This window comes from uncultured Chloroflexus sp. (assembly GCF_938091255.1).
GTDB lineage: Bacteria > Chloroflexota > Chloroflexia > Chloroflexales > Chloroflexaceae > Chloroflexus.
On record NZ_CALLJH010000014.1, the window covers coordinates 151,233 to 163,671 of the forward strand.

11 protein-coding genes and 1 pseudogene are annotated in these 12,439 nt (G+C 59.2%); 1 reads left to right on the forward strand and 11 read right to left on the reverse strand.

All coding sequences use genetic code 11. The features are described 5' to 3' along the window. Positions 1-39: 39 nt before the first annotated feature. Positions 40-504 carry a thioredoxin-dependent thiol peroxidase gene (bcp, locus tag Q1A00_RS06515; protein ID WP_298407474.1) on the reverse strand — a complete coding sequence of 155 codons (465 nt, stop codon included), beginning with the start codon at positions 502-504 and terminating at the stop codon, positions 40-42. Between the two features lie 370 nt (positions 505-874). Between bcp and Q1A00_RS06520 the strand changes: the two genes are divergently transcribed. Then, a complete protein-coding gene (locus Q1A00_RS06520) occupies positions 875-1,933 on the forward strand; it encodes a ketopantoate reductase family protein (protein WP_299755817.1) in 1,059 nt (352 codons plus the stop codon). Here the strand turns inward: Q1A00_RS06520 and Q1A00_RS06525 are convergent. The 10 genes and pseudogenes from Q1A00_RS06525 to Q1A00_RS06570 all read right to left on the reverse strand — a co-directional run. After that, positions 1,905-2,648 carry a response regulator transcription factor gene (locus Q1A00_RS06525; protein ID WP_066790185.1) on the reverse strand — a complete coding sequence of 248 codons (744 nt, stop codon included), beginning with the start codon at positions 2,646-2,648 and terminating at the stop codon, positions 1,905-1,907. The genes Q1A00_RS06520 and Q1A00_RS06525 overlap by 29 nt on opposite strands. Continuing rightward, the gene (locus tag Q1A00_RS06530; protein WP_298407466.1) at positions 2,611-3,240 is read right to left on the reverse strand and encodes a ferric reductase-like transmembrane domain-containing protein; all 630 of its coding nucleotides are present in this window, start codon (positions 3,238-3,240) and stop codon (positions 2,611-2,613) included. Before Q1A00_RS06530 ends, Q1A00_RS06525 begins: the two co-directional genes overlap by 38 nt. A gap of 371 nt (positions 3,241-3,611) precedes the next feature. Beyond that, entirely contained in the window at positions 3,612-4,559 is a 948-nt protein-coding gene (msrP, locus tag Q1A00_RS06535; protein ID WP_298407464.1) for a protein-methionine-sulfoxide reductase catalytic subunit MsrP, read from the reverse strand. Between the two features lie 128 nt (positions 4,560-4,687). After that, on the reverse strand, positions 4,688-5,272 hold the full coding sequence (locus tag Q1A00_RS06540) for a hypothetical protein (RefSeq protein ID WP_298407461.1): 585 nt from the start codon (positions 5,270-5,272) through the stop codon (positions 4,688-4,690). A gap of 51 nt (positions 5,273-5,323) precedes the next feature. Beyond that, positions 5,324-5,899, reverse strand: a complete 576-nt coding sequence (locus Q1A00_RS06545; RefSeq protein ID WP_012257866.1) for a response regulator — start codon at positions 5,897-5,899, stop codon at positions 5,324-5,326. A gap of 142 nt (positions 5,900-6,041) precedes the next feature. Beyond that, positions 6,042-8,714: a CapA family protein gene (locus Q1A00_RS06550; RefSeq protein WP_298482470.1), complete on the reverse strand. Its 2,673-nt coding sequence runs from the start codon at positions 8,712-8,714 to the stop codon at positions 6,042-6,044. 80 nt (positions 8,715-8,794) lie between these two features. Further along, the gene (locus Q1A00_RS06555) at positions 8,795-9,631 is read right to left on the reverse strand and encodes a metal ABC transporter permease (protein WP_298407435.1); all 837 of its coding nucleotides are present in this window, start codon (positions 9,629-9,631) and stop codon (positions 8,795-8,797) included. Further along, positions 9,628-10,461 carry a metal ABC transporter ATP-binding protein gene (locus Q1A00_RS06560; RefSeq protein ID WP_298407433.1) on the reverse strand — a complete coding sequence of 278 codons (834 nt, stop codon included), beginning with the start codon at positions 10,459-10,461 and terminating at the stop codon, positions 9,628-9,630. Before Q1A00_RS06560 ends, Q1A00_RS06555 begins: the two co-directional genes overlap by 4 nt. A gap of 77 nt (positions 10,462-10,538) precedes the next feature. Continuing rightward, positions 10,539-11,654 carry a zinc ABC transporter substrate-binding protein gene (locus Q1A00_RS06565; protein WP_298490437.1) on the reverse strand — a complete coding sequence of 372 codons (1,116 nt, stop codon included), beginning with the start codon at positions 11,652-11,654 and terminating at the stop codon, positions 10,539-10,541. A 232-nt stretch (positions 11,655-11,886) separates the two neighbouring features. Then, positions 11,887-12,439, reverse strand: a pseudogene (locus Q1A00_RS06570) (hypothetical protein); the annotation flags it as partial.

Sequence of the window (12,439 nt, forward strand, 5' to 3'; positions counted from 1 at the left end):
TCAGATATAAGAGAGAGTTTCAAACCTGCTCCTACCCTGTTACTCCAACGCCGCCAGCGCCCGCTTGACGCTGTCGGCGGGGCTGACTTTCACCTCGGCTTGCGTAATCCGGCCCTCTTCGTCGATCACAAAATGCGAGCGGATGATGCCCATGTACTTCTTGCCCATCATTGACTTCTCGCCCCACACGCCGTATGCTTCCGCGACGCTGTGCTGCTCGTCGGCGAGGAGGATGAACGGCAAGTTGTGCTTGGTCTTGAACTTGGCATGCGATTTGGTGCTGTCGGGACTGATGCCAATGACGACCGCGTTCTTCTCTTCGATCACCGGGTAGGCATCGCGAAACCCGCACGCTTGCGACGTGCAGCCGGGGGTGTCATCTTTGGGGTAGAAGTAGAGAATGACCCTCTTGCCGCGAAACTGGCTGAGCGAGACCAGCTCGCCGGCTTCGTTCGGCAGCGTAAAATCGGGTGCGCTATCGCCAACTTGTGGAGGGGTTGCCATACCTTAGGGTTCCTTAGCTCAAACGCGAATCCAGCACCTTCATGGTAGCACGAATCGGCGTATCGCTCAGCGTTCATTTTCCGCTATACTACAGCGTTGGTGACGGTGTGTGCTTGGTGAACCGGGGAGATGCGCACCTTGATGGTTGTCATTGTGAGCCGTGCAGAGCGCGGTGACGCAATCTCTCGCAACAGTGCGCGCAAGGGCTAATTGAGATGATAGCCAACGCAAACGCGCTGATGGCGTGAGCGTGTACTATTCTGGAGTGCAGCAGTTGAACCGCCGCACCCCATCCGAGCGCTTTTTGGCATCAGTGCGGGAAGTAGACTGAACCCGTTCCGGTTGCATCGAACCTATCTGGAGGCATTCCATGTCCATTGTGATTGTCGGCGGTGGCGCGATCGGGTTACTTGTGCTCTCGCGCTTGGCGCAAGCCGCCAATATCCCGCCGGTTGCGTTGCTGACCCGTCCGAACGGTGCGGCGGCGTTGCGCGCCAATCCGCTCGCTGTCAGCGGGATCGGCGCGTGTGAGTTAGCTAATCTGACGGTATCCGGCGCAGTTGCCGAGCTACCGCCGACATTTCAGTCGCCAGCGCTCGCGATCTTGTGCGTGAAGGGGTACGATACCGCAGGCGCGATTCCTGCCTTGCGCGCACTCAATCCAGCGGCAATCTTGACGTTGCAGAACGGTATTGGGAACGAAGAGACGCTCGCTGCCGCCTTCGGCGCCGACCGGATCGTCTCGGGCACGATTACCACTTCGGTTGACGTGACCGGCCCAACAACGATTACGGTCACCAAAGAGGGCGGAATTGGCTTGGCGCCAGTTGGTGCGGCGAGTGATCTGACGCTAGCCGAGACGGTACTTTCCGCAGGCGGGTTTACGGTGCGCCGTTACGCTGATTATCGGGCGATGAAGTGGTCGAAGGCGTTACTGAACATGCTAGGGAATGCCACTGCCGCCATTCTCGGCTGGCCGGTTGATCAGGTGTACGCCGACCGCCGCCTGATTGCGCTTGAACGGGCGGCCGTGCGTGAAGCGTTGGCCGTGATGCGGGCAATGAGGGTGAAACCGGTCAATTTGCCACGCTACCCGGCGGCGTTGCTCGCGTTTGGCATTCGTTGGTTGCCGCCGGCATTGCTTGACCCGATCTTGCGCCAGCGTGTTGCCGGTGGGCGTGGCGGCAAAGATCCGTCGTTGTTACGCGATCTGCGTGCCGGACGCCCACGTTCTGAGGGGGAGTTTCTCTACGGCGCGGTGGCTGCTACCGCGGCGGCGCACGGCCTTGCTGCGCCGGTCAATGCCGGGTTGTGGCGGGTGTTAGGCGGGATCGCGCGCGGTGAATTGGCGTGGGACGATTACCGCGGCCAACCCGAACGGCTGTTGGCCGCGTGCAACCTTATACCACTGGCGCATCGGCGGGATTGATCCGGCGCGCACCGGGGAAATCGACAAACCGATACCCAACGCCGCGTTCGGTCAAAATGTACTTGGGGTTGGCCGGATCTTCTTCGATCTTTTGACGCAGATAGGTGATGTAGAGACGCAAATAATGGCTCTCGTCGCGGTATTCCGGCCCCCATACCTTGCTCAGCAGCATCTCGTGGGTCAGCACATAGCCGGCATTCTGTACCAGATGGTAGAGCAGCCGGTACTCGGTCGGGCGTAGATTAACCCGCTTACCGTCAACCAACACTTCGCGGCGAGCAAAGTCGATGCTCAGGCGGTCATCAACCTTGACCAGTGTCTGCGGGATAGGCGGCTGAGTGTAATGGCGGCGCAAAACGGCTCGGATACGACTAACTAGCTCGCGTTGACTGAAGGGTTTGCCAACATAATCATCCGCGCCGAGTTCAAGCCCGCGCACCCGATCTTCTTCTTCATCCTTTGCAGTAAGAATAATGACCGGCACCTGCGAGAAGCTGCGAATGCGACGCAGCGCCTCAAATCCGTCCATCACCGGCATCATCACGTCGAGTAGCACGATGTCGGGCATCTCTTCGCGCACCTTTTCGACCGCTTCACGGCCATTGGTGGCGGTTGTCACCCGCATCCCTTCCAGCTCTAAATTCATGCGCATGAAGGTAATCATGCGCGGCTCGTCATCAACGACGAGGACCAGTTTGTCTTTCAGTTCGCTCATAGCGCCATTGTACCACGCGCTGCCAGCTTTGCCTAGCCGGGAGGCGGGCTAGCAGCAGTACTGCTAATATGCCGCCGGCTATCAGTGCCGGACGGGGGTCTTTGCTTAGCCAGAGGTAATGGGCCACTGCCAGCGCCGCAGCCAGATAGACCAGCCGGTGCAAGCGCCGCCACCACTGCTTGAGCCGCCGTTGCCAGCCGGTAGTTGAGGTAATGGCTAACGGTACAAGTAGGAGAAATGCCAGAAAGCCAGCGATAATGTAGCGTTTTTCGATCACCGCTTGCGCAATCAGGTCAAGGTCGAGACCATAATCCAGCGCGCCAAAGATGGCAAGGTGCAGGCTAGCATAGCCAAAACTATAGAGACCGAGCGGTTTGCGCCAGCGCATCACCGGCTTCCAACCCAACCAGCGATTCAGTGGTGTACACGCCAGCGACGCCAAGAGCAGCGCCAGCGCCAACCAACCTGTGCGCTGGGTGAGGTATTGGATCGGGTTGGCTGTCAGCCGGTTACCGAGTGCATCACCAATCAGCAACGCAAGCGGTAGCAGTCCGATCAGATGAGGGACGAGGCGGATGAAATTTGCTGTCATAGATATGGATTCAGTTATCATTAAAATAGAGCGTGTTTCTCGATCTACCCTCTCTCCACCCAAGCCCCCAGCGGGGGAGGAGTCCGTGGAGATGGCATCCACCCTCCGCGTCCTCTGCATTCCCTGCGGTAAATTCCCTTTCACCACCCTCACGCGCCTGCCGAGATGGGGAAGCGGGGGCGATTGCAAAGACGCAAAGCGAGCCAAGGAGCAGAGCAGGTGAACGCAAAGACGCAAAGGACACAGATGCCGGGGCCACGCGCGCTCGGCGGTAAAACGGTCGGATTTGTGCTAATTCTTCCAGTCGGGGCCACGCGCGCTCGGCGGTAAACCACCCTCTGCGCCCTGTGCAGTAGCAAAAGAGCGTACCGCTAATAATTCTTCCGCAAATCCATCCCCGCATACAACGCCGCTACCTGCTCGGCATAGCCATTAAACGGCAGCGTCTTACGTCGGCCCAGCTCGCCAATGCGTCGCTCAGTAGCTTGCGACCAGCGCGGGTGCGGCACATCGGGATTGACATTGGCGTAGAAGCCATATTCGTGCGGCGCAACTGCCATCCAGAGCGAGAGCGGCATCGTGTCGGTCAGTTCGATTTTGACTATCGACTTAATGCTCTTGAAGCCGTACTTCCACGGCACGACCAACCGTAACGGTGCGCCGTTTTGTGGCAAGAGCGTGCGTCCGTAGAGACCGGTGCTGAGAATGGTCAAATCGTGCATTGCCTCATCGATCCGCAGCCCCTCGGCATACGGCCACGGAAAGTAGCGATCGCGCTGGCCCGGCATCTGGTCAGGATCGTAGAGTGTCTCGAAGCGCACGTATTGCGCTTGAGCAGTTGGCTCAACTAGCGCCAATAGCTTATGCAGCGAGAACCCCTGCCACGGGATGACCATCGACCAGCCTTCCACGCAGCGCAGCCGGTAAATCCGCTCTTCTTGATCGAACATCTGCAAGATGTCTTCGATGGCGAAGATGCGCGGATTGCGCACCATCCCCGTCACCTCCACCGTCCATGGTTGGGTGACAAAATTGGCGGCGCGGCGGGCGACCGCTTCTTTGTCAGTGGTGAATTCGTAGAAGTTGTTGTAGTTGGTGATCTGTTCAAAGGTGTTGGCCGGATCGCCCAGCTCGTCGCGCAGATCGGCGTTGACAACAGGAGATAGCTGGTTGTTATTCTCAGTATTAGTGGGAAGACCGCAGGCGCTAAGCGCCGCTCCTAACCCTAGCATCCCCAACCCGCGTAAGATGGCGCGCCGGTTGAGATAGACCGATTCGGGGGTGATATCCGATGAGCGAATCGTTGGATCGCGGTACATGATGGGGTCTTTCTAGGGATGACATCATTGTAGGGCCGGTAGAGACACACGGCTACGCATCTTCATAGAGATGCAAGCCATACGTCTCTACCGGTATTATACGCCGCTTCCCTGCAACCGGATGCCCTTCATTCGTCAACCAACGCCAAAATCAACCGGCGCACCTGCCACAACCGGCGGTCAGCGCCTTCGGGTCGCACGCCGAGGTCATCGCGAATCTGGCTGATCTGCAAGCGGATAGCGTCGATAGGGCCTTTTTGTGGTTCAATACTAAGCTGATAAGCGCGATCAAGCGCGCGGCGCGCCGTCATGAGTGCGCGATCAGCTTCGCTCATATCGTTCCGTTGCAGAGCTTGCACCGCTTCGTCGAGCGTCATAGCAGCCCGTAATAACTGGGTTGCCGTGCGTAATTGCGCATTTTCGGCTTGAAGATCAAGGATTGTCAGCCGAAGCAAGCCATCGTCGAGAGGTATTGGCGGGAGGGTGGGTAGCGGTGTGGGTGGAGGTGTGGGTGGAACAGTCGGCGCCGGGGTTGCAGTTGCAAACTGCGGCGCCACCGGTTGTGGCGCTGGGAATACCCAAGCGTGGATCGCGGTAAAGAGTAGCAAGCTAGCGATAACCGTCAGCAGATGCGGTGCAAGCAGCCGAACGTATCGCTGCCAGCGCGCTGGCAGTGATAGCGGAGGTGGTGGTGGAGCATCGGCAGATGACATGACAGCGGCGTGAGGGCTACCACCGTATGGCGGGAGTAGCCCTCTGGCGAACTAAATCTCGTGCGCCAGTAAGATGGCCTGCGCAATCTCCTTCATCGACTTGCGCGTATTCATCGACAGTTGCTGGATCTTGCGGAAGGCTTCGGCCTCCTTCAGGCCTTGGGTGTCCATCAAGATGCCCTTAGCCCGTTCGACCAGCTTACGGGTTTCGAGCGTCTCTTTCAGATCGGCCACTTGCCGATCCATCTCAAGGAATTCTTGATAACGGGCAATGGCGATCTCAATTGCGGGCAACAGCTCGGCCTCGCGAAACGGCTTGACGATATAGTTCACCACGCCAGCTTCTTTCGCCCGCTCGACCAGATCGCGATCAGAGTAAGCGGTGAGGAGTAACACCGGCGCAATCTTTTCTTCAGTCAAGATGCGGGCAGCCTGAATACCATCGAGTTTCGGCATCTTGATATCCATCAAGACCAGATCGGGGCGTAGTTCGCGGGCGAGATTGATCACGCTCACGCCGTCGCCGGCCTCGCCGACCACCAGATAGCCGAGACTCACGAGCGTCTCTTTCAGATTCATGCGGATGATCGATTCGTCGTCGGCGATCACCAGTCGCGTCTGGGGCATACGCTCTCTCCTCTATCGTGATTGACAACCTGCGGCAGGCTGCATCGGTAGCGGATTGGTTTATGCGGGCAGTATAGCATTCAACCGTTCGCCGATCAACCGTCTAGCGAACGATTTTGTGCCCGCTTGACACTATACCTTATTATAACCCAAGCAGTTTCCGTAACAAATCATCATCCTCAGTGCTGGAGCGCTGGCCGAGCGTCGGATCAGCAGGCAACTCGGCATCGTCGAGCCGGTGGGTGGTGCGGGGCTGCTTGGGCGGTTCGGCGCGATGCCAGTCAGAGTCAAATTCAAACTCTGGTGCAGCCAATTCCGCTTGCCAGCGCTCACGCTCGGCTGGCGGCAAGTCGGCTGCCGTATCATCGTCCAGCGGTCCTAGCTCCATCTGCCAACGTTCACGCTCGGTTGGCGGCAGATCGTTCCAGTCTACCGGTTGATCGCTGGCCGGTTCGAGGCGCGCTGGATCATACCCGTTGCGCAACATACTTGCCGGCGCATCAAACCAAGCATCAAGCTCATGATTGGCCAGTGGATCAGGTTGGTTGGGCGGCTGGCCGGATGCAGAGTGACTCCGGTTGGCCGGACGATCATTGGCTGCCGGCCACTGATCGGTTTGGCGAACGGTCGAGCTGGTCGCTGGTTGTGATGCCACTGCGCTTAATGGTTGGGCTTGGCGGCTTGCCGTCCGGGTTGGTTGTCGCCATGCCGGCCCGCTGCGGGTTGAACGTTCTAATTTCCTCTGTTTCGTCACCCATCCCAAGAGCGAGCGGCCACCAGCCACGGCTGGTTGCTCGATCACCGTCTCTTCTGATGGCGGCGCGGGAGTTGATTGGCTCCGGCGCACAAAATTGCGCAGCCGGCCTTGCCACGTTTCCTGAGGTTTATCTACCACAAGGGAGTCGCTATGCGACGATTGTGGCGGGGTGCTGGCCGATCGATAGCTGCTGCGGCTGCTCCGCAAGCCTGCTGTGGGATGTTGCTCGCTGTAGCAATATAAGTCATACATCATATACAACAGTAACCCAACTGCCGCTAATCCCAACACGAGAATGACAGCCATTATCCATTCTGCTCCACCGCTATTGCTCTGCACCACGTCACCGCTCGTTGCCGGAGCGATTGGGGTTGCCATTATAGATGGCACCGTTGTGTTTGGTACGACGGTTGCTGGGCAGAGCACACTCGCCGCTTGCGCCCCTACTTCACGCCCCAGCAACCCCAGCCGTACCTGCCAGATTGGTTGTTCGGGCAACGGCGCAACTGGATCCAACTCAAACCGTGCCCGTTCAAAGTACTGTACCACCAGATCGCGTCCTGACAGCGGATCACGCTCGGTCAGCGCGCCACTGATGGGGTAGCCAAATACGCTCAGGCCGCCATACCGCTCGTAAAACGTGCGAAACCGTGGATGGGCGAACGCAGCGGGATCGTTCAGATCGGTGCGAGGCGTTACTGCTTGATCGGGATATACCAGCCGGAAGGCTACTGTCCCGAGATGCGAACCAAGCACCCGATTGGGCCAATCGTTGGCTGGATGTAGTTCAAGTCGCTGGCGTTCGGTATAGAGCACAGCTACTTCTTGCCGACAATCGCCGGCCAATTCGCGGCGCACCGGGCCGAGCGGCAAGCCGAGCAGAGCAATGGCTTCGATCAGATCGCGTCGTTGGTCGCTGCCGAAGGTCTGGTAAAAGCGGGCAAAATCGCCGGTAATCGGCGTTGCTGGCGCTTCGGGTAACACCAGCGACGGACAGACCTCGATCTTGCCGGTGGGGGGAAGGGGCGCAACCACCTGCAATTGGCCGGGATCACCCAACAGCGCCGATAGTTCACGGAGTGCAACCGGCAAGGGCGCCGGGCCACGGTTACCGTTGCCGGGGGTCATCGGCAAATAGCGGATGCCGGTCACACGGGCTGCGCCATCTGCGTCGCGCGTGATGCCCACATATATCAACACTGCTGGCGTTTCCGCTGCGCCAATCAGGTCGCCGGCGGAAAAGATGACCAAGCCTTCCCGATCGCCGGATCGCACCCAGTCAACCGTTGCGGTCGCACCCGGTATGCTACCGATGACCACATCCGCTCCGGCGGTGATCAAGTTGCTGGCAGCGTTGATCCGGGCTTGGGCCGGATCAGGATCGTTTGGCTGGCCCCATGCCGCCATCACCACGACCAAATCAGTCTGGCGGCGCGCCTGCTCGATAGCAGAACTGATCGCTGGCAAGACCCCGGCAGCGTCGGCCAAGAGGTTAATCTGGCCGCGCGGATCGGCATTACCGCCGAGCCCCCACGTCGCGCTGAGGAAGCCGAGCGTTAACGGTGAGGCCGGATGCGGCACCGTGACCTTCAAAAACGGTGGCGCTGTCTCGCCGCTAGGCGCAGCGCCGTGCTGGTAGATGCCGTAGCGGGCTAAGGTTTGCAAGGTGGCATCAACCCCAGCCGGCCCCCGGTCGAGCACTCGTGGATGAGCAGCACCGAGCAAGAGCAAGTTGCTCTCGGCCATCGCTGCGGCGAGTGCCGGTGCCGGGCCGCCGGCCAATGGCCCGGCCAGTGTCGCCAAGCCGAGATCGGCAGCAGCTAAAAATGGGCGCAACGGCGCGAACGACTCGGCGTAACTCGGCGTCTCGATCCCGCCGGGGATGAGGGCATCGGGCGTGATCGCGCCAGCAATTGCGATCGTATACTGCACCGAATCACCAGCGCCACACCGGTTGAGCGCCCAACGCGGCCCAGCTGGCGGCTGGGCTTGCGCGACTGGTGTAGCGATGAATACAACCACTATGGTGAAAATGAGCCACAGCCGGCTAATCATCATTGCCTCACCTCTGCCAATCGTTGGTTCAGAGGCTTGAACCGGCCTGCAGTTGACCGGACTGCAACAATTGTACTACATAATTAGCCGCTGCGGCGACGGAGGTGCGAACCGGCCCACACCAGCGCGAAGATCAGCGTACTGGCGAGCACAATCGCTGCACCAGAGGCAATGCTGAGATAATACGAGGCATAGAGGCCAACGACGCCGGCCAGCATTGCTAAGATTGCCGCTGCAATCATCATTGTATGCATGCGATAGGTGAAGAAAGCGGCAGTAGCTGGCGGAGTAACGAGAATTGCCAGTGTCAATGCGACGCCAACCGTCTGGATTGCAACCACAATTGCCACTGCTAGCATAGTCAAGAGCAAGAAATCGAAGAAGCGTACCGGCAAGCGCAACGTTGCCGCTAGCACCGGATCGAACGTAATCACCATCAGCTCTTTGTAAAACAGCGCAATCACCGCTAACACCGCCGCGCCAAACGCGGCGATCCGCCACAGATCGCTTTCGCTCACACCTAAAATATTCCCAAACAAAAAATGCGAGAGATCGACCGCCGAATTGCGCACGGTCGAAATGAGGGCTACGCCGAGCGCAAACATTGCTGCAAAAACAATGCCGATCGCGGTGTCTTCGCGCATACGCGCTGCCCGGCTCACCGCGCCAATCGAGAACGAGCTGACCAGTGCTGCACCCAAGGCCCACCAGAAGAGAGCACCCCGGTTAGCCCCATTCACTAAATAGCCGATCGCAATACCGGGCAATATGGTGTGAGCTAGGGCATCGCCTAAGAAGGCCATGCCGCGCAAGACGACATACACCCCGACGACCGCGCAAACGACTCCCACCAGCAGGGCAGCGATCAGCCCACGTTGCATAAAAGGGTAAGCAAGGGGAGTGGTAACAACCTCAATCATACAGTGTCATCCAGAGGTGGATTGCAGCAGGTGTCAGCCACCGTCAGCAGCCCATCACCACTGCTTTGCAGATGGAGATGACCGCCATAGGTGGCGACGAGATTGGCAGCGGTAAAAGCTTCGCGGGCTGGCGCATACGCAATCAGCCGGCGGTTCAGCAGCATCACCCGGTCAAAGTAACGAGCCGCTTGTTGCAAATCGTGCAACGCGGTCAAAATTGTCACCCCCTCAGCGCGTAAGGCGACTAGGGTGCGAAAGATTTCATCTTGGGAGGGAATATCCAGCCCCACCAGTGGCTCATCCATCAATAACAGGCGCGCCTCTTGGGCCAGCGCCCGCGCCAAAAAGACTCGTTGCTGCTGACCGCCCGACAACTGACCAATCTGGCGGTTGGCGAAGGCAGCCAGCCCGACTCGCTCAAGCGCCCGCTGCACCAATAGTCGGTCGTGACGTGATGGTCGGCGTAAGAGACCGATTCGCCCTACCCGCCCCATCAAGACCACATCACTGACCGAAACCGGAAAGCGCCAATCAACTTGCAACCGCTGCGGCACATACGCAATCATGTTTGGTTCAGCCCGCTCGACGCCGAAGATGCGAACCTCGCCAGCGGTAATCGGTTGCAGGCCGGCAATAACTTTCAGCAATGTGCTCTTGCCGGCGCCATTCGGGCCGACAATCGCAATCTGTTCACCAGCCTGAATATCGACTGAAACATCGCTCAGCGCCTCGATCTGGCGATAGCGCACCGTCAGATGGCGAATAGCGACAGCTATCGCGGTTGTCGCCGCTGCAGTTGTCGTCGATACAGTCAGTGATGGGACGGACATACGATATTCTCCGTCGCACAAAACAATACAGCGGGACGATGCATCGCATCGTCCCATGATTGTAAACTAGAAATCAATTACTCGCGCAGCGCATTCGCCATCTGCTGGACGTTGAAGCGCATATAGTCGATGTAAGTTGCCCCCGGCCCTGTGGCAGTAGTGAGCGACTCGGTCAATACTGGCACAATCTGAGCGCCGGTATCGCGAGCGATCTGCTCAGCCAGCTGTTGGTTAGCAATATCGCCAACAAAGATAGCCTTTACTCCTAGATCGGTGATTAGGTCTTGCAATGCAGCCAACTCTTGCGCCGACGGCGATGCATTGGTGCTTACACCGGGAATGATCGCGCCCACTTGCCGCAGTCCATACCGGTCTGCCATGTAGCCAAAGATGACGTGATCAGAGACGATCAGCCGACGTTCAGCAGGAATAGCGGCAAATTGCTCGGCAATCCAGCGATCAAGCTCATCAAGCTGGCGCTGATAGTCGGCAGCGCGCGCCGTGTAGATATCAGCGCCTGCCGGATCGATCCGGCTGAGGGTGGAAGCAATCAGATCAGCCCAAACCTTCACGTTGGTCGGATCAGTCCACGTATGGCCATCAACTGCACCGGCGGCATGGCTGTGCTCGTGGCCGTGTTCGTCGTCCTTCTTATCATCGTGGTCATGCTCGTCACCATGTTCATCATGCATATGGCCGCCCACCTCTTCCTCGCTCATTGTGCGCAAGGTAAGATTTTCCGACAATGACACAACTGTTGCCTGCGTTCCCGAACTCGCGATCAGGCGATCAAGGAATTCTTCGTAGCCGACACCAACCACAAAAATAGCTTTTGCCGCACTGATACGCGCAATATCTTGTGGGGTTGGTTCGTAATTATGCCCATCGGCGCCAATCGGCACAATCGTATCAACCTGCACCCGCTCACCGCCGATCTGACGCACCACATCGGCCACAATGCTGGTGCTGGCCATAACCATGATCGGTTCAGGCGCCGCAGTAGGCTGGCTGGCTGGGGCGCTGGTGGGTGCAGTAGTAGGTTGGCTGACCGGCGTGTTCGCAGGTGCGGCGGTAGGTTGGCTGACCGGCGTATTTGCAGGTGCGGCGGTAGGTTGGCTCGCCGGGGTTTGGCCGCACGCCGTGATCAGCAGTATCGCGATGGCGATAACGGCTATGCGTTGTATCCATTTCATAGCATTTGCCTCCATTAATGAAACATTGTTTCAAAAAAATTATGGCGTATATATGGGTAATTGTCAAATGGGGTGTTATCCGTAGAGACGTACAGTCGTGCGTTGCTGCCGTCGGTTTGCGGTGACGTGAGCGAGGTGATGGTGATCCCGTCGTAGAGACACACAGCCGTGCGTCGCCAAATGACCGTGTAGAGACGCACAGTCGTGCGTCTCTACAGGGATGACGTATATTTCAATCCACCGCAGTTACCGCATTATCAACGGGATGTATATCCGATATTGCGGTGCGGGCGGTGGCGTGACGGTGGTGACTGCCGTCGCTGTGGCGGTGGCCGTCGGGGTCGCCGTGGCGGTCGCGGTCGGGGTAGCCGTCGCCGTGGCGGTCGCCGTGGCGGTCGCGGTCGCCGTGGCGGTCGGGGTGGCCGTCGCCGTGGCGGTGGCCGTCAGGGTCGCCGTGGCGGTGGCCGTCAGGGTCGCCGTGGCGGTCGCGGTCGCCGTGGCGGTCGGGGTGGCCGTCGCCGTGGCGGTCGGCGTGGCGGTCGGCGTGGCCGTCGCCGTGGCGGTCGCGGTAGCCGTGGCGGTCGGGGTCGCTGTGACTGTCGGCGTGGCGGTGGCCGTCAGGGTCGCCGTTGGTGTTGCGGTCGGTTCTGGGGTCGCTGTGGCCGTCGCCGTGGCGGTCGGGGTGGCCGTCGCCGTTGGTGTTGCGGTCGCGGTCGCTGTGGCCGTCGCCGTGGCGGTCGGGGTAGCCGTCGCCGTGGCGGTCGGCGTGGCGGTCGCCGTTGGTG